The sequence below is a fragment of the Streptomyces sp. NPDC020898 genome, assembly GCF_044333925.1.
Taxonomy (GTDB): Bacteria; Actinomycetota; Actinomycetes; order Streptomycetales; family Streptomycetaceae; genus Streptomyces.
Genome location: NZ_JBIRRV010000016.1, coordinates 113716 through 135703, shown reverse-complemented (window position 1 = coordinate 135703; position 21988 = coordinate 113716). Strand labels below are relative to the sequence as shown.

General features: G+C 70.5%; 21 protein-coding genes. 14 read left to right on the top strand and 7 right to left on the bottom strand.

All coding sequences use genetic code 11. The annotated features are described in order from the left end of the window. Positions 1 to 129 precede the first annotated feature (129 nt). The 3 genes from ACH4TV_RS37510 (at position 130) to ACH4TV_RS37500 (ending at position 5287) form a co-directional block, all read left to right on the top strand. Entirely contained in the window at positions 130 to 303 is a 174-nt protein-coding gene (locus ACH4TV_RS37510) for a hypothetical protein (RefSeq protein WP_398405769.1), read from the top strand. Positions 304 to 974: 671 nt separating this feature from the next. Further along, a complete protein-coding gene (locus ACH4TV_RS37505; RefSeq protein ID WP_398405768.1) occupies positions 975 to 4730 on the top strand; it encodes a hypothetical protein in 3756 nt (1251 codons plus the stop codon). A 20-nt stretch (positions 4731 to 4750) separates the two neighbouring features. Beyond that, entirely contained in the window at positions 4751 to 5287 is a 537-nt protein-coding gene (locus tag ACH4TV_RS37500) for a hypothetical protein (protein ID WP_164323952.1), read from the top strand. Between the two features lie 450 nt (positions 5288 to 5737). Here ACH4TV_RS37500 and ACH4TV_RS37495 read toward each other — a convergent pair whose 3' ends face one another. Together ACH4TV_RS37495 and ACH4TV_RS37490 are read right to left on the bottom strand one after the other, a co-directional pair. After that, a complete protein-coding gene (locus ACH4TV_RS37495) occupies positions 5738 to 6439 on the bottom strand; it encodes a copper homeostasis protein CutC (RefSeq protein ID WP_398405767.1) in 702 nt (233 codons plus the stop codon). Between the two features lie 83 nt (positions 6440 to 6522). Then, entirely contained in the window at positions 6523 to 7218 is a 696-nt protein-coding gene (locus ACH4TV_RS37490) for a maleylpyruvate isomerase family mycothiol-dependent enzyme (protein WP_398405766.1), read from the bottom strand. Positions 7219 to 7281: 63 nt separating this feature from the next. Here ACH4TV_RS37490 and ACH4TV_RS37485 point away from each other — a divergent pair, with 63 nt between their 5' ends. After that, on the top strand, positions 7282 to 7926 hold the full coding sequence (locus tag ACH4TV_RS37485; RefSeq protein WP_398405765.1) for a hypothetical protein: 645 nt from the start codon (positions 7282 to 7284) through the stop codon (positions 7924 to 7926). 65 nt (positions 7927 to 7991) lie between these two features. Then, positions 7992 to 9086, top strand: a complete 1095-nt coding sequence (locus ACH4TV_RS37480; protein ID WP_398405764.1) for a GNAT family N-acetyltransferase — start codon at positions 7992 to 7994, stop codon at positions 9084 to 9086. Here ACH4TV_RS37480 and ACH4TV_RS37475 read toward each other — a convergent pair. Next, positions 9068 to 9424, bottom strand: a complete 357-nt coding sequence (locus tag ACH4TV_RS37475; RefSeq protein WP_398405763.1) for a DUF4031 domain-containing protein — start codon at positions 9422 to 9424, stop codon at positions 9068 to 9070. The two genes, ACH4TV_RS37480 and ACH4TV_RS37475, sit on opposite strands and share 19 nt — an antisense overlap. Beyond that, positions 9421 to 9825, bottom strand: coding sequence for a hypothetical protein (locus tag ACH4TV_RS37470; protein WP_398405762.1), 405 nt, complete (start codon positions 9823 to 9825; stop codon positions 9421 to 9423). Before ACH4TV_RS37470 ends, ACH4TV_RS37475 begins: the two co-directional genes overlap by 4 nt. A 56-nt stretch (positions 9826 to 9881) precedes the next feature. Here ACH4TV_RS37470 and ACH4TV_RS37465 point away from each other — a divergent pair, with 56 nt between their 5' ends. From ACH4TV_RS37465 to ACH4TV_RS37430, 8 genes are all read left to right on the top strand, one after another. Then, positions 9882 to 10826 (top strand): MurR/RpiR family transcriptional regulator, encoded by a 945-nt coding sequence (locus ACH4TV_RS37465; RefSeq protein WP_398405761.1) that lies wholly within the window; start codon positions 9882 to 9884, stop codon positions 10824 to 10826. A 51-nt stretch (positions 10827 to 10877) separates the two neighbouring features. After that, positions 10878 to 11858 (top strand): N-acetylmuramic acid 6-phosphate etherase, encoded by a 981-nt coding sequence (gene murQ / locus ACH4TV_RS37460; protein ID WP_398405760.1) that lies wholly within the window; start codon positions 10878 to 10880, stop codon positions 11856 to 11858. Between the two features lie 192 nt (positions 11859 to 12050). Beyond that, positions 12051 to 12584, top strand: a complete 534-nt coding sequence (locus ACH4TV_RS37455) for a GNAT family N-acetyltransferase (RefSeq protein ID WP_398405759.1) — start codon at positions 12051 to 12053, stop codon at positions 12582 to 12584. Positions 12585 to 12704: 120 nt separating this feature from the next. Beyond that, a complete protein-coding gene (locus ACH4TV_RS37450; RefSeq protein ID WP_398405758.1) occupies positions 12705 to 13298 on the top strand; it encodes a hypothetical protein in 594 nt (197 codons plus the stop codon). 14 nt (positions 13299 to 13312) lie between these two features. Further along, positions 13313 to 14173 (top strand): aldo/keto reductase, encoded by an 861-nt coding sequence (locus ACH4TV_RS37445; RefSeq protein ID WP_398405757.1) that lies wholly within the window; start codon positions 13313 to 13315, stop codon positions 14171 to 14173. Between the two features lie 114 nt (positions 14174 to 14287). Further along, the gene (locus tag ACH4TV_RS37440; protein WP_398405756.1) at positions 14288 to 14845 is read left to right on the top strand and encodes a hypothetical protein; all 558 of its coding nucleotides are present in this window, start codon (positions 14288 to 14290) and stop codon (positions 14843 to 14845) included. Between the two features lie 39 nt (positions 14846 to 14884). After that, a complete protein-coding gene (locus ACH4TV_RS37435) occupies positions 14885 to 15457 on the top strand; it encodes a hypothetical protein (RefSeq protein WP_398405755.1) in 573 nt (190 codons plus the stop codon). Positions 15458 to 15527: 70 nt separating this feature from the next. After that, positions 15528 to 15899, top strand: a complete 372-nt coding sequence (locus tag ACH4TV_RS37430) for an iron chaperone (protein ID WP_398405754.1) — start codon at positions 15528 to 15530, stop codon at positions 15897 to 15899. 13 nt (positions 15900 to 15912) lie between these two features. On the opposite strand, the gene ACH4TV_RS37425 is transcribed toward ACH4TV_RS37430, so the two are convergent. From ACH4TV_RS37425 to ACH4TV_RS37415, 3 genes are all read right to left on the bottom strand, one after another. Then, positions 15913 to 16812: a hypothetical protein gene (locus ACH4TV_RS37425; RefSeq protein ID WP_398405753.1), complete on the bottom strand. Its 900-nt coding sequence runs from the start codon at positions 16810 to 16812 to the stop codon at positions 15913 to 15915. Between the two features lie 107 nt (positions 16813 to 16919). Then, on the bottom strand, positions 16920 to 19871 hold the full coding sequence (locus tag ACH4TV_RS37420) for an AAA family ATPase (protein ID WP_398405752.1): 2952 nt from the start codon (positions 19869 to 19871) through the stop codon (positions 16920 to 16922). A gap of 215 nt (positions 19872 to 20086) precedes the next feature. Then, positions 20087 to 21130 carry an ArsR/SmtB family transcription factor gene (locus ACH4TV_RS37415; protein WP_398405751.1) on the bottom strand — a complete coding sequence of 348 codons (1044 nt, stop codon included), beginning with the start codon at positions 21128 to 21130 and terminating at the stop codon, positions 20087 to 20089. A 226-nt stretch (positions 21131 to 21356) separates the two neighbouring features. Between ACH4TV_RS37415 and ACH4TV_RS37410 the strand changes: the two genes are divergently transcribed. Then, positions 21357 to 21950 (top strand): peptidase inhibitor family I36 protein, encoded by a 594-nt coding sequence (locus ACH4TV_RS37410; RefSeq protein WP_398405750.1) that lies wholly within the window; start codon positions 21357 to 21359, stop codon positions 21948 to 21950. The last annotated feature ends 38 nt before the right edge of the window (positions 21951 to 21988 follow it).

Below are 21988 nucleotides of genomic sequence, written 5' to 3'. Positions count from 1 at the left end.
GACGCCCGTGGTGCGGGTGCGCGGTGCGAACCGGGGACGGGTCTCTGTGGCGGGCGTGGTCTGCTACAGGAGCGGCGAACGATCGCGTCTGTTCTACCGGTTGCACGTGTACCGAGGGCGGAAGGACGAGTGAAGAGCTTCGTCCGGCAGGACTACCGCGACTTGATCGTTGTGGCGCATCACCGGCTCAAGGCCCCCGTGGTCTGGGTCTGGGACAACCTCAATGTCCATCTCGCCGAGGAGCTCGCGCTGTTCTTCGTGGAGAACGAGGAGTGGCTGACGGTGTTCCAGTTACCCAGTTGAGCTCCTGAGCTCAACCCGCAGGAAGGCATCTGGTCGCTGGTCAAGCGCGGCCTGGCCGACTTCGCCGCCGCCAACCTCGACCGCCTGGCCCGTGTCATGAAGCGCAAGCTCAAGAAGATCCAGTACCGGGCGGAGTTGATCGACGGCTGCCTCACCGAGACCGGACTGATCATGGGAGCCACTTGATCGCCTGAACCACCCTCACGAGTTCAACCTCAGCACAAGGGGACCGCCGGGGGAACCATTGATTCCGGAAGGGAGCTTGCGGGACTTCCGTCGGGAACGGCACTTTCTAAATCGCTTACGAAAATTTATTCGGTATGTAAAGATCGCTCTGCAAACGGGGGGAAGGGGCGGAAGGACGAGGACGGGTGTGCCTGACCAGCGCACTGGTGTTTCCTCAGCCTTGTTGGACCGTGACCGGCATGTCCTGTCGGCAGGTATTGCCCTGCCGGTATTTGGTGATCCGTCAGTTTTTAGTGTCCCACTATGGGCACGCACTGTCGCGCTTCCTCCCGGGTCGATTCATCGCGATCGTTCCGACGAGGAGAGCAGGAATCGAAGTGCGCGGATCGCTACTTTTACGGGGTAATCGCCTGCGGGGTAATCGCCGCGGCCGTTCCAGACGGCACGCGGGCTTAGCCGGAATCGCGCTGCTGACAGCGGTCTCCGTGGTGACGGGACTGGTACAGGCGGTTCCCGCGAGCGCCGCCGTCGCCGTGGACCCGCTACCGGACACCGGTGGCTCACGGATCTCCTTTGGACAGGATGCCCGCGCCAACCGCTGCGAAGCCGGTTTCGGCCTGCACATCGGCGGTCCGGCGCTCAAGGCCGCCGCGGCAAAGGCCCTCAACGGCACTGACGCTGACCTGGCTGCCGACCTGCTGCGCCCCAGCAACATCTATCCCAGCGTGCTGGACGACGCCGTACGCGTGGACGTGAGCGGCGTCTCCGACTACGTGGACGCGTCCAACGCCAACGAAACGCGCTGGGAAGCGGCCAACCGGACCTACGCGCTCTCCTACTTCGGTGGTGACGACGCCGTTACGGTGAACGCGCCCGAGTTTGACGCAGACATAACAACTTTCACCATCGGCCCGCAGCTGAAGCTGTACGACATGTTCGGCCAGGACGGCCGCAGCATGCCGGGTGCTGCCGCCATCACCGCGGCGAAGAGCCTCAACGCCGCCATCAAGGGCCAGAACCCCGGCGACGACCGGCTCGCCGACCTGATGCTGTCCCCCAGCGGCCTCTCTGCGCCCTACAACAACACCACCGCCAGCGACATTGCCCGTTATCTGCGCCAGGGCGGTTTCCCGAAGCAGGCCCCGGTGGATGGGTCAGCGGAGTACCGAATGGAGGTCGAGGCACTCAAGATCGCGTGGGGGAGCTGCGACAGCTGGAACCCCACCGACCCGCGCCGAGTGCTGGCCTCCGTGACGGCCACCGCCTATGCGGAGTGGGAGCAGGAGTACGCGGCCCAGGCCCAACCCCGCAGAGACATCATGGCGGCCGAGGTGACCGCCGCCGCCCAACTGCACAAGGCCACCGACGCGATGATCGAGTCCATCGCGCAGGCATGGCTGGCTGAGCAGATCCTGCTCTGGCAGAAGTACTGGGCCGGTCAGTCCGCAACCGACCCGCTGCGGCCCAAGGCGGCCGTCTTCACCCAGGCCACCACCAACCTCGCCAGCGCCCGTACCCGGGCCGCCGCCCAGCTCACCCTGGCCAACACCGCCGTGACCGCCGCCGGTGCGGCCTCCGCCAAGGCCACCAACGCCCAGACCACCGCGTACGCCATCGCCGACGCGGCCAAACTCCCGCGCGGGCGGGGCCTGTTGTACGCCCAGCAGTCCGTGCAGTCCGTCAAGGCGTCCTACGCCGCAGCCCAGGCAGCGGCCAAGGCCACCCAGACCGCGGTGAACGCGGCGAAGGCGACGGCCGCCGACAGCAAGGCGCAGCTCGCGCTGTCGCAGACCCAGGCGCACGCTCTCAACACCGAGTTCCGCCGGGCCGCCGCACAGGAGGCGGCAGCGCAGGCCAAGGCCGCCGCGACCGCCGCAGCGGCCCAGGCCACCGAAGCCGCCACCAACGCCACCAAGGCCAGGACGGCGCAGACCACCGCCGAGACCGCCGAACAGACCGCCAAGACCGGCGCGGCGAAGGCCAGGTCGGAACGCGGCAAGGCCGAAGCGGCCCGCGACACCGCCAAGGCCGAACACGCCAACGCCACCCGCGAACGTGGCAAGGCAAGCGACGCGGAATCCCGCGCCCAGGCCGACCGGGACGCCGCAGCCACCGCCCGCAGTGCGGCGGAAACGGCCGGTGCCACGGCTTACACGAAGTTGGAAACGGCGGAAGACGCCGAGGCCGACGCATATCGGGCACGTGATGCCGCTCGGAACGCCGAGGTCGACAAGCAGGCGAAACTGTCCCGCGCCTCGGCGCTCGAAGCAGCCGCGGCCGCCGCGGCCGGTTCCGCTTCCGCCGACGAGGCCAGGACCGCGGCCACGGAAGCCCGGACAGCCGCCAACAGCGCGACAAGCGCGGCGACCAGCGCCCGCGCCAACGCCAACATCGCGAGCAATGCGGCTGTGGCGGCCCGTGCCGCGGCGACCCGGGCGGACGGGGCCGCGTCCCGCGCCCAGGCTGCGGCCGACGCCGCCGCAGCTGCGGCCCTCACCACCCACGCCGCCGCCGTCACCGCGCACGCGGCGGCAGCCACCGCGATCGCTGCCGCAACCGCGGCCCAGAAGAACGCCGTCGCCGCCGAGGTAGAGGCCAAGAAGGCCGCTGCCGCCGCCGTAGCCGCGCGGAACGAGGCAACCGCTGCCCAGGAGGAAGCCGCCAAGACGGCCTCCTGGTCCGCCATCACCGCGGGCCAGGCCTACGCGGCCGGCGAAGCCGCCACCGCGGCCCGCGACTCGGCAGCCGAAGTCATCAAACCCGCCAACGACGCCATCAACATCGGCACCCCGTACAAGGAGACCGACTCCTCCGCCGCGTTCGCCGTCCTCGTCGGCCAGACCTCCATGACGCTGGCCGAACAGCAGGCGGCAGCAGCGAAGGCCAAGTCCGACGACGCTGCCAAGGCTGCGACCGTCGCCAAGGCGCTCGCCGACAAGGCGGCAGGAGATGCCAAGGCGGCCGCCACCGCCGCTTCGGCGGCAGCGGCCGACGCCGCGAAGGCCGCTCTCTCCGTGGCCGCAGCCCAAGCCTCCGCCGCTGCCGCGGCCAAATCTGCCGCAGCCGCCAAGAAGGCGGACACCAGCGCCCAGAACTACGACGCACAAGCAGGCGCTGACGCCAACTACGCGCAGGTCGCGGCCACAACAGCGAAGTCCGAAGCCGCCGCCGCCGACAACGAGGCCACCGCGGCGGAACGCGACGCGGCCGGCGCGCATACCGCCGCCACCGCAGCCGAAAGCGACGCGGCCAGTGCCCGTGGTACTGCCGCCCAGGCCGAAAAGGACGCCAGCGCCGCCGAAACGGCCGCCGCCAACGCCGACGGTGCCGCCAAGGACGCGGACAAGGCAGCCGACAGCGCGGAGGAGCAGGAGCGCAAGGACCAGGAAGCTGCCCGCAAAGCCGCCATGGCGACAGGCGACACGGGCGTCCTCGACGCTGACCCGGGCCCTGCGTTGTCTGCCGAGGACGAGGCCATCCTGCTCGCGGAATGCGGCCAGGGTTGCGTCGACGACTACCGGCAGGCGCGGGCAGCCCTGGCGATGACCATCGTCGATTGGCTCAAGGCGAACGGCGCGGAAATCCTGCTGGAAGTCATCGGCGTCGAAAACATCAAACGCTGCATTGGCGAGTACGACGTCGAAAGCTGCCTCTGGTCGTTCGTCGACGTCGCCACACTGGTCGCCGTCGTCGGCAAGCTCCCGGCCGTCAGCAAGGCAGTTGTCCGAGTGGCGACGGGCATCGCCAAATTCTTCGAGAAGGCAGAATGGGCCAAGCGGACCACGGAACGGCTGCGCCAGGTCATCAAACTGGCGAAGAAGTTCCCCAAGCCGTCCTGCCTGGAAAAGCCACTCGCCCGGACGGCCGGTACACCGAAGTCGGCGGGTTCGCCCGCCCGGTCCGACGACGCTCCGAAGTCTCCGTGCCCGACGCTCATCACCGCCGGCAAGAACTTCAAATCTCACTACCAAAGCCACAAGTCATTGCTTGAGGCCGTCCTCGGGAAAAAGTATCCGAAATGGAAGGTCGATGAAGGTGAGACGTTCCTCATCGACCTTTTGGAGATGATCCGCGGCGGTAAGCTCAAGTACAAGGGAATAGGGACACTCAATAGGGACTCGGGGCCTGGTCTGATCTTCCGTGGCGAAGGACTTACCCTGGTCCTGAAAGCCCCCGGAGAGTTCTGGACACTCCTCGAATCGGGCAAGGGAAGGGATTTGGCTATCCTGATGGTCGGATGAGTACTACGAGGAGCAGGCCGGTGCATGAGATCCACTCCGTGTTCGAGCCCTTGGCCGGGCGGAGCGTCTGGGACGTCCAAGTACCCGGCTTCGTGGACCGTGATGAGGCCGTTCCACGGTTCATGCCGCTGGCAGCCACCGTCTACCTGGCTCTTGGCGAGGGATACTTCCGGCTCGACTCGGTCGGCAACTACGGACAGTTGGCCATGAGCCTGGTCACAGAGACGGAACCCCCTCCCGCGCTCCAGGGCGAGGACGAGGAGTTCACGCTGGCTTCCTGCGGCGATTCCTTCTTCGCCGACTCCTACTCCGAGTACCGGATCACGCGGATTCGCTATGCGCTCAACAACGAGTCCGTGCCGGGCGGCGGAACGGTGAGGTGCGCGGAGTTCGAGTTCGAGAACCGCTTCGTCGTCTTCGCCGACCCGATGTATCACTTCGGAATCCGATTGCAGGGCGTGGGCGCCTACGACCGCTGGGTCAAGGACAGCCGGGACGAGTCGGCCGCGTTCGGGCCGACCCGGGAGGGAATCTGGGTGCCGGCCAAGACCACCTGAATCCGGATATCCATGCCGAGGCGATCCAGAAAACCGGCTTGAGGTCGGGTTTCCCTTGGAGCGCCCGGTCGCCGAGGGTGTGACTGAACGTGCAGAAGCTCCGTTGAGGCAGGCGTGACCTCAAGTCACCTGCGTACAACGGAGCTTCGGCAATTCGTGAGCCTGAACTCGTGGGCGGCCGAGCTCGCCCGGAACCTGGAAGGAGAAGAGACGTGCCGACTGCCCGGACCAACCCCTGAACTGCCGAGCGTGGTGCTCGACGCACTCATGCCCACGACTCACTGAGGTCGTCAGCCCACCACCTCGCGCATACCTCATGCATCCGGCATACCGCGACGATCAAGACCTGTCAGCCGACCCAGCCCTACGAGTTCAACCTCAGTAGACAGTGAGAGATCGTGATCATGCAGGGATGGGACGGGTAGGGGCGGCGGGGGCGAACCCCTCACCTCAGCCCCCGTCCAGCACCCCCCGCCACTCCGCCACCGCCGCCGCCGACACCGGCTCGCCCCACCCACCCGGCCGCGCCGCCCCGCCGATGTGGAAGGCGTCCACCCCGGCGGCACGCAGCCGAGGCACGTGGTCCAACCGCAGTCCGCCCCCCACGAGAAGCCGCTGCTCGTACCCCGGTTCCCCGCGCCGCGCCGCCTCAGCGAGCAGCGTGGAGAGGCCTGCGTCGACCCCGACCGCAGAGCCGGCGGTGAGATAGGTGTCAAGGCCGGGGAGACCGTCGAGCTGCTTGCGCAGGGCGTCCCGGTCGACGACGTGGTCGATCGCCCGGTGGAACGTCCACCGGCAGCCGTCGAGCCCGGCGACGACCCGCTCGACGGCCGCGAGATCGACGCCTCCGTCGCCGTCGAGGAACCCGAGCACGAACTCGTCGGCCCCGGCACCCCGCAACTCCCCGGCGACCCCGACCAGCCGGTCGAGGTCACCGGCGTCTCCGGCAGCGAACCCGTCCGTCAGCCGCAGCATCACCCGCAGCGGGATGTCGACGGCGGCCCGGATCCCGGCGAAGGCCGCGACCGTCGGGGTGAGCCCGTCGGCGGCCATTTCGGTGACCAGCTCCAGCCGGTCCGCACCCCCGGCCCGGGCGGCGACGGCGTCCTCGACACCGAGGGCGATCACCTCCAGGACTGCACGCTGGCTCATCGGACCCCTTTCCCTGGTTTCCCTTGGACCGACTACAGGTCTAGTCCAATCCACGGTACGCCCATGAGGCCCGCCCCCGCTCCTCACCCCCCGTACATGTTCAGCTCCCCCTCCTCCACCCCCGCCAGCTCATACGCCGCCGCCCTCACACCCGCGCCCTCCGTCGACCGCCCCATGTACAGCCGTACAAGCGTGGCCGCATCCCCGATGTACCGCCCCGGCGGCCTCTCCCCCGACGCGTCCCCGAGCTTCAGCGGCTCGTCGAGTTCGTCGACGTCGGCGTGGACCGGCACCATCCCGCGCTCCCGGCTCAGCCGCGTGAGCAGGGCCAGCGCGTACGGCAGCCCGGGCCCCCCGTAGGCGCCCGGCTCGCCGAGCGCCTCGCGTACGTCGCCGGCGTGCACCCACTCGCCCAGCGCGACCCCGTCCAGGGCGCCGCCGGCCTTGGCGATCACGGCCCCGGCCTCGCCCATCCCCTTCTCCAGCTCGTCCACGACCTGTGCGTTCGTCCAGTCGCCCCGCTCGGCGATGTCGCGGTCGTTCGACTCGGGCGAGAAGGCCCCCTTCTCGAACCGCCCCTCCATCACCCTCAGCAGCACGGCCGAACAGTGCGCGAGCACGTCCCGCACGGTCCACTCCGGGCACCCGGTGGTCACGATCTTGAAGTCGTCCTCGGGCCTGGCCCGCAGCAGCGGTACCAGCGCGTCGCGCTCGACGGTCAGGAGCCGCCCGGGCAGCTCGGGGTCGCGTACGTCGTTCACATCCGCAGGAGTAGTCATGCCTCCCACGCTAGGGGGCGACCTCGCCGCACGGGAGAACGCCTCTGCGAGGAGAATGCCCGCATGGCCGATCTCGACGCGCTCCGCTCCCGCTGGTTGCGCACCCTGCTCCCAGCCCGCGACGGCGCCTGTCATCCCGCCCCGTACGCGTACGCCGACAACCTCCTCGCCCGCTGGCAGGAGCCCCAACGTCGGTACCACACCCTCGCCCACCTCACCGCGGTCCTGGACCACATCGACGTGCTGGCCGAGGCGGGGTACGCGGACGACCCGGACCTCGTCCGCCTCGCCGCCTGGTTCCACGACGCGGTGTACGCCCCCGAGCGCTCGACGAACGAGGAACGCTCCGCCCGTCTCGCCGAGCGCGCGCTCCCCGAGGCCGGTGTCCCGGCGGCGGGCACGGCGGAGGTGGCCCGTCTGGTCCGCCTCACCGTCACCCACGACCCGGCGCCCGACGACCGCAACGGCCAGGTCCTGTGCGACGCGGACCTGGCGATCCTGGCGGCGCCCCAGGAGACGTACGACGCCTACGCGGCCGCCGTCCGAGAGGAGTACGCCTTCGTCCCGGACGAAGACTTCCGGGCGGGCCGGGCGGCCGTACTGCGCCAACTCCTCGCCCTGCCCCGGCTGTTCCGGACGCCGTACGGGGCGCAGCGGTGGGAGAAGGCGGCGCGCGCCAACCTCGCGGCGGAGCTGGAGCGGCTTTAGCGTGAACAAGCCGAGGCCCCTTTAATCCATGTCCCGCCGACCGCCCCACCGCCTATCCTCGCCGCATGCTGAGCATGGGTGGGGACGAAGTGGACGAGGCCGTCGCGAGCGTGGTGGCGCTGTTGCGGCCCGTGGTGGACCGGGACTGGGTGGGGGTCAACGCCGGGCTGCTGGAGTGGAGTTGCCGGCAGACGGCCGAGCATGTCGCCAGTGACCTCATCGCCTACGCGGGACAGTTGGCGGGACGGGCACAGAGCGCGTACGTCCCCTTCGAGATCACCCTCGACGGCAGCGAGGACGGTCTGGACCCCGCCGACAACGCGGGCGTCCTCGATGTCCTCACCGCGACCGGCGCCCTGCTCACCGCAGCCGTACGCACCGCACCCCGTCACGTCCGGGCCTTCCACCCGTACCCCTTCCGCAGCGCGAACCGCGAGGGCTTCGCCGCGATGGGCGTGGCGGAAGTGATCCTGCACGCCCACGACATCGCCGAGGGTCTCGGGCTGCCGTACGAACCGCCCACCCAGCTGGCCGAGTTCGTCCTCACCCGGATCTTCCCGCACGTCCAGCCCGGCCCCGACCGCTGGCAGACCCTGCTCTGGGCGACCGGACGCGCCCACCTCCCCGGCCGCGCCCCGCTCGCCGAGTGGCGCTGGAGCAACAACCTCGTCATCGACACCGAACGCCTCCGGATGGAGGGCGTCACCCCGGCCGCGGCCGTCGACCTGAGCACGGGCGGTACCGGCGGCTTCGACTGGATCGAGGGCGGCCCCTTCTACGGCACGCGGGAGGCCGCCGGGATGGTGGTCAAGGCGTACGAAGCGGGCGTACACCGCCCGGAGTTCGGCCTGTTCGTCCTCGTACGGCGGGAGGACGACCGCGCGATCGGCGGCATGGGCTTCCACGGGGCACCGGACGAGGAGCACAAGGCCGAGGTCGGCTACGACCTCGCGGAACCGGCCCGCGGCCACGGCTACGCCACCGAGGCGCTGCGCACGCTGACAGAGCGGGCGCTGGCCCGCGACGACGTACGGTCCCTGTTCGCGACCGTCAAGCCGGACAACGCCCCGTCCCAGGCGGTGATCGGCCGCGTCGGATTCGTACGGGTGAGCGAGGAACTCGACGCGGAAGGGCTCCAGGCCTACGAGCTGCGCGGCTGACCCGGCTGACCCGGCTGACCCGGCTGACCCGGCTGACCCGGCTGCGGCCGAACCGGCTCCTCAGGTCTTTCAAGCCCCTCGGACCCCTTGCGCCTGCGCAGCCCCGCCCCGTGCAGCAGCCGCACCACCTCGCGGCTGCTGATCTCCACCGCCCCGGCCGCCACCACATCCCCATACCGATGCGACGGTATGTCGTAGTGATCGCGCTCGAAGGCCCGCCGGGGAACCCCCAACTCGTCGGCGAACGCGTGCAGTTCGTCGTACGAGACGTCGCTCACGAGGTGTGACCAGACGCGGCCGTGGCCGGGCCAGACCGGTGGGTCGATGTAGATCGTCACGAGGACGCCGTCCCGCCCGAGGCCGCGCCCAGCGCGCCGACCGCCGAGACGCGCACCCCCGCTTTGTGGCACACCCACTGCGGGTCGGGGCCCAGCTCAGGCTCGACGTCCAGGGCGTGCGGGTCTCCGGAGCCGCAGACCGGGCAGAGCGGCCAGCGGCCGTACGTCTCCAGGAGCGCGTCCTGGACGTCCTGGGCGACCAGCCCGGCCACGTAGCCCGCGCCCTCCGGCCACTGTTCGACCCACCATCGCCGCTGCACGACCGACTCCTCGACCATCGAGACGACGTCCGCCTCGGCGACCTCGCGCGCGGCCAGGTCGGCGAGGACGAGGGCGCGTGCCGCGTGCAACGCCTGCTCCAGGGGAGTGATGGGGAGACTGGGGTCGCCGGGGGGGGTCATGCACCCATTGTGCGCACCCTTGACCTCACCTCCGAATGGAAAATATCTTTCATCGTGTGACCCATGAAGTGAAGGAAATTTTCGGCATGACGGGCACGCCTGGCAGTACCCCGCCCGCGCCCGCCGCCCTCGCGGCCAAGGTGCGGACGCTGGCGCCCTCGATGACCCGCTCCATGCAGCGCGTCGCCGAGGCGGTCGCCGCGGACCCGGCCGGATGCGCGGCCCTCACGATCACCGGCCTCGCCGAACTCACCGGCACCAGCGAGGCGACGGTCGTCCGTACCGCCCGTCTGCTCGGCTACCCCGGGTATCGCGACCTGCGCCTCGCGCTCGCCGGCCTCGCCGCCCAGCAGCAGTCGGGACGCTCCCCCGCCGTGACCGCCGACATCTCGGTCGACGACCCGCTGGCCGACGTCGTGGCGAAACTGGCGTACGACGAGCAGCAGACCCTCGCCGACACCGCGGCCGGACTCGATGTGGTCCAACTGGCCGCCGCCGTCAGCGCGCTCGCCGCGGCCCGCCGTATCGACATCTACGGGGTGGGCGCGTCCGGACTGGTCGCCCAGGACCTCACCCAGAAGCTGCTGCGCATAGGGCTGATAGCGCACGCCCACAGCGACCCGCACCTCGCCGTCACCAACGCCGTGCAGCTGCGCGCGAAGGACGTCGCCGTCGCGATCACGCACTCGGGGTCGACGGGCGATGTCATCGAGCCGTTGCGCGTCGCCTTCGAGCACGGGGCCACGACCGTGGCGATCACGGGGCGGCCCGACGGGCCCGTCACGCAGTACGCCGACCACATCCTCACCACGTCCACGGCCCGCGAGAGCGAGCTGCGGCCGGCGGCCATGTCGTCGCGCACCAGTCAACTCCTCGTCGTGGACTGCCTGTTCATAGGGGTGGCGCAGAAGACGTACGAGACGGCCGCACCGGCGCTCTCGGCCTCGTACGAGGCCCTGGCGCACCGCCACACCCCGCGCAGCACCACGAACCGGCGGTAGGAATCCGGAGCGCCAGCTCCCCTGCCGGAAGATCGGAAAGAGCAGCACGCCATGACCTCCACCGCTGACGCCTCCTACCCCTCTCCTTCCTCCCCTTCCGCCTCTTCCTCCAACTACCGTGCGCTGAAAGAGGAGTTGGAGTCGCTGACGACCGAGGCGTTCCGCCCGGAACTGGCCGACATCGACCAGCTGGCCACTCTCGACCTCGTCAGGCTGATGAACGCCGAGGACACGACCGTCCCGGCCGCCGTCGCCGAACGGCTCCCGGAGATCGCCGCCGCGATCGACGCCCTGGCCGCCCGGATGGCACGCGGCGGCCGGCTCGTCTACGCGGGTGCGGGTACGGCGGGCCGCCTCGGTGTACTGGACGCGTCCGAGTGCCCGCCCACCTTCAACACCGACCCCGCGCAGGTCACGGGCGTGATCGCGGGCGGCCCCGAGGCCATGGTCACCTCGGTCGAGGGCGCCGAGGACTCCCGGGAGCTGGCGGCCGGTGACCTCGACGCGCTCGGCATCACCGCCCTGGACACAGTGGTCGGGGTTTCCGCGTCCGGCCGTACGCCGTACGCGATCGGGGCCGTCGAACACGCCCGCGCGCGGGGCGCGTTGACGATCGGCCTGTCCTGCAACGCGCACAGCGCCCTCGCCGCTGCCGCCGATCACGGCATCGAGGTCGTCGTGGGTCCGGAGCTGCTGACCGGGTCGACGCGGCTCAAGGCGGGCACGGCCCAGAAGCTGGTCCTCAACATGCTGTCGACGATCACGATGATCCGGCTGGGCAAGACGTACGGGAACCTGATGGTCGACGTACGGGCGTCGAACGAGAAGCTCCGCGCCCGCTCACGCCGGATCGTCGCCCTGGCGACGGGCGCGGCCGACGAGGAGATCGAGGCGGCACTCGCGGCGACGGACGGGGAGACGAAGGACGCGATCCTCGTCGTCCTGGGCGGAGTGGACGGCCCGACGGCCGCCCGCCTCCTCGCGGAGAACGACGGCCACCTGCGGGCGGCGCTGGCAACGGCCCTCGCCTGACGCCCACCGGGCGGCCGAGTGGCCGAGTGGCTGGGCCACCGGGAGGCCAGGTGGCCGAGTGGCCGAACCACCGAACCACCGAACCACCGAACCACCAGGCCACCGAACCACCAGGCCACCAGGCCACCGAGAGGCCGAACCACCGGACCACTGATTCACTCACCCGTTCACCGGTCGGGCAGGATGGGCGCCATGACCGAGATCCACACCCCGCGCCTCCTCCTCCGCCGCTGGACCGACGACGACCTCGTGCCCCTGGCGGAGATCCACGCGGACTCCCAGGTCATGCGCTGGATCGATGACGGCTCGGTGCGCGACCTGGAGTACACGGCGGAGGCCATCGAGCGGTGGGAGGAGGAGTGGGACGAGGAGGGCTTCGGCCTCTTCGCCGTCGAGCTGCTCGCCTCGGGTGAACTGATCGGCGCGGTCGGCCTGTCCGTGCCCGCGTTCCTGCCGGAGGTCGCCTCCGACGTGGCGATCAGCTGGCTGCTCGGCTCCCAGTTCTGGGGCCAGGGGTACGGCTCCGAGGCCGCCCACGCCACCCTGGAGTTCGCCCTCCAGGACCGTGGCCTCGACCGCGTGATCAGCGTCAGCAGGGCGGGCGACGACGCCTCGGAGAACATCATCCGCAAGCTGGGCATGACAGAGGAGCGGGTGACGACCCACCCCGTGTACGGCCACCAGCTGTTCGTGCACGCCATCGACCTGACGGAGTTCGAGGCGTAGAGGCGCAGAGGCGCAGAGGCATAGAGGCATAGGCGGGCTCGCACCCGCGTTGTCAGTGACGTGTGCGACGGTGGAGACCGCTGAGCGCTCAGCGCACCGCACGCCGAAGGGACGACCACCGTGAACCACGCCCAGCTGACCGCCCTCGGGCGAGCCCTGCGCGTCCTCGGCGAACACGGGGACGCGCTTTCCGCCGACAGCGCCGACACGAAACTGCACGAGATCAAGGCCGACCTGAAACGGGCCCTGGCGATCCTGGACGACACGGTGACCGGGTCGGCGCCCACGACCCGCTGCGCCGAACACCCCAACGGCCCGGTGGACGAAAGCGCCAACGACCTCTGCCTGCTCTGCGAGACGCGCCGCCGCAGCGCCCGCCGCTCCCAGCAGAACGGCGGCTACTCCCCGCAAGGCCGCCCCTCCGACCCGGAGTCGGCGGCCCCCGAGCGCACGATGTCCCGCTACGGCGTCCGCGCCGACCGTCCGCAGCCCCAGCAGCGCTGGCTCCCGGAGGTCTGGACCGGCCAGAACTGGCAGCTCTGCGGCACCCCGCGCCGCGACCGCCAGGAGGCCGAGCACTACCTTTCCGCCGAGCGCCGCGCCCCCCGCCCCGGCATCGCCTACCGCCTGGTCCACGAGTTCACCGACTACGAGGTCCTGCGGATCTGGGGCACACCGGTGAAGGTGGACATCGAACCGATGGGCAACTTGTGACCGATGGGGAACCCGTGACCGATAAGAAACCTGTGAGCACCTTCCGTATCGGCGGGACCCTGCCGGTGGACCGGCTCGGCTTCGGCGCCATGCACCTGCCCACCGAACCGGCCGCCGACCGTGCGAACGCCGTCGCGGTGGCCCGGCGGGCCGTCGAGCTGGGCGTCACCCTCATCGACACGGCCCATCTCTACGGCGGCGGAGCCAACGAGGAGCTCCTGGCCGAGGCGCTGCATCCCTACCCCGACGACCTGCTGATCACGACGAAGGTCGGCTTCACCCGCTCCCCGTCCGGCGAGTGGCGCAACGACGGCCGCCCGGACAGTCTCCGCACCCAGGTCGAGGAGGCGCTGCGCCGGCTGCGCGTCGAACGCCTCGAACTGCTCCAGCTCCACCGCCTCGACCCGGGGATCCCGCTCGCCGAACAGCTGGGCGCGCTGGCGGAGTTGAGGGCTGCGGGCAAGGTCGGCCTGATAGGCCTGTCGGAGGTGACGGTCGCGGAACTGGACGAAGCCCGGGGCATCGTCGACGACATCGCGAGCGTGCAGAACCGGTACAACCTGCTCGACCGCGAGCACGAGCCCGTACTCAGGGCCTGCGAGGCGGCGGGGATCGCGTTCCTGCCGTGGCGCCCGGTGGCCTGGGGATCGACGGGCGAACAGGCGACGATCGCCGCCATCGCCCACGAACTCGACGCCACCCCCACCCAGATCGCCCTCGCCTGGCTCCTCCACCACTCCCCGGCGCTCCTCCCGATCCCGGGTACGGCCAGGATCGCGCACCTGGAGGAGAACGTGGCGGCGGGAGACGTAGCGCTGACTCCGGCGCACCTGGAAAGGCTGGACGGCCTCGCCGAGAGCCCTGAAGGCTCCTGAAGGCCAGGGTGATTCTGATGGATCTCCGCATCTCCGTTTCAACGACAAATCAATGGCAACTCCCATAGAAGGGGACATAAGGAACGCGGTAGACGCACGTTAGGGGGTCCCCCGATGTCAACAGGGACACTTCTGGCGATCATCATTCCCATCGCGGTGGTGATCGTCGTCTCGGTCATGGTGGCCTGGCTGCTCATGCGCCGCCGGAAGCTGCGCGAGCGCTTCGGCCCGGAGTACACACGCACGATGGAGGATGCCGACAGCCGCCTGGCCGGGGAGCGTGAGCTCAAGAGCCGCGAGAAGCGGCACGACTCACTGGACATCAAGCCGCTGGACGACCGTGTCAGGGACCGGTACAGCCGGGACTGGACCAGCGTGCAGGACGAGTTCGTGGACCATCCGGAGGACGCCGTCCACGACGCCGACCGCCTGGTGTCGTCCTTGATGCACGAGCGCGGATATCCGACCCAGGACTTCGAGCAGCAGCTCAAGGATCTGTCGGTCGAGCACGGCCGCACGCTTGAGCACTACCGGGCCGCCCACGACGTCGATGAGCTCAGCACCCGCCACGAGGCGACCACCGAACAGCTGCGGGGTGCCATGGTGCACTACCGGACCCTGTTCGACGAGCTGCTCTCCGACGGCGGCGAACCCCGCCACGCCCGGGCCTGAACGGATCGGGCCCGGACGTCCGGGAACGGAGAAGAAGACATGGAAGACAAGAACGCACCGGACACCGCCACCGCGAGCGGCCTGTCCACCGACGACCTCGCCCGCCCCCGACCTCAGGACCCGTCCACGCGGGAGGGCCCGGCGAGCATGCCGACCGAGGTACCGACCTTCCCCGGCGAGAGCACGGACGAACGTACTGACGAGAGCACGGACACCCCGGGCCCGCCCGCCGAGGACGAAGCCCCGGAAGCCGACTCCGGCACCCGGTACGAGGCCACGGACCCGGACATCGACGCCGACGCCCGCACCCGCACCCACGCCGAGGCCGACGCCGAGGACGAGGCCCTCCAGCTCCTCGCCCCGGAGGACGAAGAAGGGTTCCGCAGCCGCTGGCAGGAGGTGCAGAACGAGTTCGTGGACGACCCGCGCGACGCCGTACACGCCGCCGACGCCCTCGTCGCCGACGTGATGCAACAGCTGGCCACCACGTTCGCCGACCACAAACAAGAACTGGAAGGACAGTGGAACCGGGGCGAACAGGCGAACACCGAGGACCTGCGGCTGGCACTGCGCCACTACCGCTCGTTCTTCAACCGCCTGCTGGTCACCTGAGAAACCCGGGCCGACACCGGGCCGACACCGCCACCGCCCTGGCGGCCCGGTGGCGTGCCACACTGACGCCATGGGCAGGCCGCAGACCATCGACGAGTACGTCGAGGAGCTCGCCGGACAGAGCCGCGAGCTGCTTGAGCAGGTGCGGGCGCTCGCCCACGAGGTGGCGCCCGGGGCGACCGAGGCGATCAAATGGGGGGCTCCGGCCTGGCTGCACTCGTCCGGGACGATCCTGTTCATGGCCAGCGCCCATGCGAAACACGCGAACGTCGTGTTCACACCCAGCACCCGCGAGGCGTTCGACCCCGACCTCGCAACCTTCACCACCGGCAAGGGCTCGGTCAAGCTGCCGTACGGCCAACCCGTCCCGGACGACCTGCTGCGCCGGATGATGGCGTTCCGTGTCCGCGAGCACGAGCAGGAAGGCGTGCTGTGGATGTGACATGCCTGCCGGATCAGTCGCCACCCCCGGAGTCACCGCCGGAGTCACCGCCGTCGTGCGACGTGTCCACGTCCGCCGGATCGCCGATGTCTCCTGGTCCCTTGCCGGAGTGTGGCGCCCGCGAGGGCCGGCGGCGCCCCGCCCCGGGCTTCCCCTGGCGCCCGCGCGGAGCCGGGTACACGGCCCGCGAGACCCAGTCGCGGTTCTGCGTGCTCTCGCCGACCAGCGCCTGCGAGAGGGCGGCGCGACAGCGGGGGGTGAACCGGGGCCAGGGGCGGGACGTCTCCGGCGGCCACAACGCCGCGAGAGCGGCCAGGACGGCCCACACCGGGATCCACAGGAACGTCCAGTACCCCGGGTCCTGGTCGGGCAGGCCCGGCACGCCGTGGCGCTCGATCATCGCGTGCATGGCTATGCCGATAGCCACCGTGAAGCCGGCGGTCACCGCGGGCACGCGGTAATTGCCGAACCATCTGCGCAGCGGGGCGCGACGCGACTCCAGGACCGTCCGGAACCTCGTGAAGCGCGGCTCGGTGCGGAGTTGGAGGACCGTGACGCTCCCGTGCCGGCGCATTGCGGCCACGAGCGCCGCGAGAACCGGGTCCGCGCGTGATCGGGACGGCCCGGGCGTCAGGGTGACCCGGCCGCGCTCGTCGACCTCGGCGTCCCCGGCCGCGATCAGCAGACGTACGGCCACCTCGACGGCGTACGACTCCTGCTGTGCCGCGGCCTCCCCCGAGGAGGTGCCGAGCCACCAGGCCGCCTGGATCGGGTCCACATCCGTGCCGTCGCTCTCCTTGAGGAACCGTCGCTCGGCCCGCGTCCGCTTCCGGAAGGACACGAACAGCGCCCCGTTGAACCCGGCGAACGCCAGCAGCCAGCCGCCGGCGATCCACGCCATCCCCTCGCTCATGGATGTCCACGCTCCCCGAACCCGCCCCTGATGGCTTCGGTGAAACTACGCAATTCGGTACGCAGGTCTGCCGGGCCTGCACTCGCGCCTGGATTCAGCGCTCCGTGCTATCCGTCCGCGCTGTCGCGGGCCACCATGGACGCCAGCGCCGCGCGGGAGGACACCGCCGTCTTGCGGTAGATCCGGCTGAGGTGGCTCTCGACGGTGCGTGGGCTGAGGTAGAGCTCGGTGGCGATCGCCTGGCTGGTGAGGCCTGCGGCGACCAGCTCGGCGATCTCCCGCTCGCGCCGGGTCAACGCGCCCAGCCCGGTGACCTGGTCGGGCTGTTCCACTGGTGAGGCCGAGTCCTCGAACACTGCCGGGCGTGTCAGTTCGGCCAGGCCGGCCAGCAGTCGCGCTCCGCCCTGCGAGGCCAGATGGGAGCCCCGGCGCCACATGGCCGCCGCGCGCGGGCCGTCTCCGGCGGCTTTCATGTGGGGGGCGCCGAGCAGCAGGGACTGTGCCTCCCGCAGCGCCGCCCCGGACCGTACGCTCTCCGCTGCGGCCTCGGCGAACAACCGGGCCGCCTCGGCAGTGTCGCCGCGGTGTGCCGCGATCTGGGCGTGGCCGCGCAGCGCCGCTCCGCGCTGGGACGGCAGGTGGAGCTGTTCGGCTTCCTTGTGGGCGCGCTCGGCCCAGCGTTCGGCTTCTTCCACGTCACCGGTACCGATCGCGGCCACCGTGAGCAGCTCCAGGAAGTTGGGGCGTACCGAGGGCTGCAGCCGCCGCAGGTCGCTTCCGCCGCCCGCCCCCAGCAGGACGTCCCGTACCCGGTGCGGATCACCTGCCATGTACGCGGCGTAGGCGAGCATGCACCGGGCCAGTGACGCCCACCAGCTGTCGCTCGTCCCGGCGGCGGCCACCGCCTCCTCGGCGACGGCCAGTGCGCCGGGATCGCCCGGAGGACGCGCCTGGAGCAGGATCTGGGATCTGAACGCCAGGGTGAAGGCGAGCAGTTCGCTGCTGCCCAGGGCCCGCGAGATGGGCTCGGCCTCGTCGGCCAGTTCCAACGCGGTGGTGATCCGGCAGGTGTGGAAGTGGATGTGGGCCTTGCACAGCAGGAACTGTGGCAGCAGATAGAGCTGGCCGGTCCGCCGGGCGATCTCCAGTCCGCGGTCGGCATGCCGTTCCGCGGTGGTGTAGTTCTCCAGGAACACCTCGGCCCAGGCCAGTCGGGACAGGGGGTCGCCCAGGCCGGCGAGGTCGTCGTCGGTCAGCGCGTCCGCCAGCTGAGCCGCGGATGCGGCGACCTTACGGGCCGCGGCCATGTCACCCTCGTACGCCTCGCCCATGGCGACCAGTGCCAGGGCGCGCACCTCGCGGACCTCGTCGCCCAGGGAACGCGCGGTCGCCAGGGCCTCGGTGACCTCCGCGCGCACCTCCGGGAAACGGGCCGCGGACAGCGCGCCGAAGCCCAGTCCGAGGCGGAGCTCGACCGTCTGGGCAGCCGGTCGTCGAGGCGAGCGGGCCAGCTCGCGGCGCAGTAGCGCGTCACTCTCCGCATAGCGGCCGAGCCGGCGCTCCATCAGGGCACACAGGGCGATCGCGGACGTGCGAACGGCGTCATCGTCCTCACCCGGCATACCGATCGCCTGGTGCAGCAGCTTCCGGCTCTCCCTCAACCCGCCGGTCAGACCGAGCGCCTGGGCCCGCAGCATCATCAACTCGCGGCGCCGGGAACGGTGTTCCACCGTGTTCGGCAGGAGACGCAGGACGACCTCCAGCCAGTGGGCGGAGATGGCCGGAGCGGTCATGGCGGTCTGCTCGGCGGCCTCGGCGAGTACGGTGGCCGCCTGCGGGTCCCAGCGGGTCAGTGCCTGTTCGAGGTGGTGTGCCTGCTCGACGACGGCCGCGCCGGCCCGGGCCAGTTCCGCTGCCGCCCGGCCATGGAACTCCTGGCGCCGCCAGGGGTCGATGGCTTCGTGGACGAGCGTCCGGATCAGCGGGTGGCGCAGCGCCAGCCCGCGTCCTCCCTGCCCCGGCCGCACCAGATCGCGCCGCATCAGCTGTTCCAGCGCCTCGACGGTGTCGGCCACACCGAAGCCGGTGAGGTCGCTGATCACGGCGGGAGTGGTGTGGTCTCCGAGGACCGCCACCGCCTCGACCGTCCGGCGCTCCAGCGGGCTCAGCGGCGACAACTCGTCGATCAGCAACGCCTGGAGGTCGCCGGACAGGATGTTCCGCCCTCCCGGTACGGCGGAGTCCGGGGCTGTCGAGGAGGGCGTTCGGGGTGGCCGGGCCGCGCGCCGGGCCTGGAGGAGCGCGAGGAAGTACAGCGGGTTGCCCTCGCTCACCGCGTAGAGCTCGGCCGCCTGCGGACGCGGCAGGTCGCAGGCCAGTTCCTCGACGCAGTCGCGTTCACCCAGCGGCCCCAGCGCGAGCCGCAGCACCGCTCCGGTGTCCACACCACGGGCCAGCGTGGTGGCGACCCCCGCGGGTATCTGCCGGTCCCGCCGTGAGACGACGAGCAGCAGCGGGGCCGGCACCGGGTGCCGGACAAGGTGGTCCACAAGCTCCAGCGACGCCGGGTCCGCCCAGTGCAGGTCGTCCAGCATCACCACCAGCCCCGCACCACCGACCCGCCCCAGCACGCCCGCCGTCGCCTGGTACAGACCGAACCGGTCACCACCACCCGGCCCTCCCGAACCCCCCGGACCCGGACCCCCCACCCCTCCCACCCCTCCCGGTCCTCCCGGTCCTCCCGGTCCTTCGACAGCGCCTCGCAGAACCGGGGAGAGCTCCGACAACGCCGGAAAGGCCAGCAGTGCCCGCCGGTCGAGGTCGGCGAAGGCATCGGCGAACGGCCGGAACGGGCTGTGGCGCTCGTACTCCGTGGCCCGGCCACGCAGCACGGTCAGCCCCCGGCGGCGGGCCCGCGCACTGAACTCCACCAGCAGCCGGCTCTTGCCGATACCCGCCTCACCGGTGACATCGACGACCGCCGGACCCCCCGTCCCCAGCCGCGCCAGCACCGAGTCCAGCCGGCCGATCTCCGCGGCCCTGCTGACGAACGGCGCCATGTCAGCGTGCTCCTGTGGCCTGCCGTACGCCTCTGCCACCGCGAATCCCCTAACGGAAGAAACCCTCACCACGTGCCCCGGTCGCCGGCCGCCCCGGCCGATCCCGGCCCGGGGCGGAGCACTGACGTCCAGTTTTCGTCTATGGCACTTTTGTACAACATGGCTGCAACTACGCCGTGTTGGCCACCGAGACGGCATCCACATGACACGCCCTCTCAGGCCGAGGAGTGGCCGCCGAGCGCCAGGGTGGTTCCCAGGGATGTGCGGCTGTGCCGTACGGAGGCCCCGCGTCGCTCCGTGGCGACCAGGCCTGCCGCGCGCAGTGCCGCGGCGTGGCGGCTGGCCGCCGTGGTGGAGATGCGGAGGCGTGCCGCGAGCGTGGTGGTGCTGTGGCTGGTGGCGAGACAGTGCAGCACGGCGGCACGGGTGGCTCCGAGCAGTACGTCGAGGCCCGACCCGCCAGAGGTACCGGTGGCGATGTGGGCGTCGGTGGTGCCGGTGACCGGTTCCGGGATCCACAGTGGCTTTCGGGCCACCGAGTAGACCAGTACCGGCGGCAGTTCGGGGAGGGCGAGCGTGATGGGGTGGCCGTCGTGGCAGAAGAAGCTGGGGATGATCGTCAGGCCGCGCCCGTCCAGGTGGAGGTCCCGCTCGACGGGGTAGTCGACTTCGAGGACGGGCGGCCTCCAGCGGGAGGTGGGGCCGAGGTTGGCCAGGACGTTCTCGCTGCCGTGCTCAAGTACGTCGCGCACCCGATGCTGCCGGTCGCGGTGGACACTGGCCGCCGACTCGGCGGCGTGCGGAGCCACCGCGACGCCGTGGTAGCGGTGCAGCACGGTGCCGAGGCGGCGCAGGGCGGGGACTCGGCCCGAGGCGATGTCGTCGAGCCACACGGACGGACGGGACCGGTCGGCGGCGAGGCGGGTGATGTCGGCGCGAAGCCGGTCTTTGCTGGTGGAGAGCACCATGTCGAGCCCCGCGTTCAACACGGGTTCGGCACCGGCACCGCCTGTGGGAGTTGTGGGAGTGAGGAAGTCCGGGAAGTAGGAGGCACGCGGGGCCAGGACAGTGAGCATCCGGACCCCGTGGCCTAAACCGACGGCGGCCAGCGCGGTGCGGGTGCGGCGGCACCACGGGGCGAAGAAGGGGTCGGGCCGGACCAGTTGGTGCAGACTCAGCACCGTTTCCCACATGGCGTCCGGCTGCTCGGCCAGCCTGATCCGCCCAAGATCCTCGCCGGTGAAATGGATGCGAAGCACGTATTTCCCCCGATCTGGCGCCGCTGTTGTTTGCAGGGTGCACAGATGCGGATCGGGATCTCGAAGCGGCGCGCCGAACCGTGGAGCCCGTTGCCGACGCCCATCGCATTAGCACAAGCAACGCATCGATGTCCCGAGATTGCGGTACCCAGGGAAGGCTTTTGCCCACCTATGGCCGACGGGCACCGTAATCCACGTCATCACGACCAGAAGGGACACGATTCCTGTGCGTACGACAACAAAACTGGCGGTCGCTCTCTCGGCCGGCGCCCTGACCATCGTCGGAACGGCCGGTCCGACCTCCGCCGCGACCCCACTCGACAGGACGATCGCGGCCCAGGCAGAACGGGCCGACCTCAACCGGAGCGAAGTCGCCGATCTGCAGAAGCAGATCGACAAGCAGCTGGCCGCCACCCCGGGCGGCGAGCAGATCGGCGTCAACCAGGTCGCCTGGCGTGACGGCAAGTCGGTCATGACGTTCCCGCTGCCGGGCGAGAAGCAGGCCCGCGCGGTCGACGAGGCGGTCGGGACGCTCGGTACGGCGAACTGTAGTTACGAGTACACCTGCCTCTACGAGCACGACGACTACGACGGCCGTCGACTGAGCTGGGCGGACTGTTTCTTCGTCAACCTCGCCGACCACAACTTCAACGACAAGGCGTCGTCCTGGCACAACAACCAAACCAGCGGTACCAGGACCAGGGTCTACAACTGGACCGGCAGCGTCTTCTCCCAGATCTGGACCTCCGTCGCTCCGTCGCGGGACAACTACGTCGGTGCCGCCGACAACGACAAGGCCGACGGCATCGACCCCTGCTGACCTCACGCCGGTGTGACGTACGGCCCGTGGCCCGCACT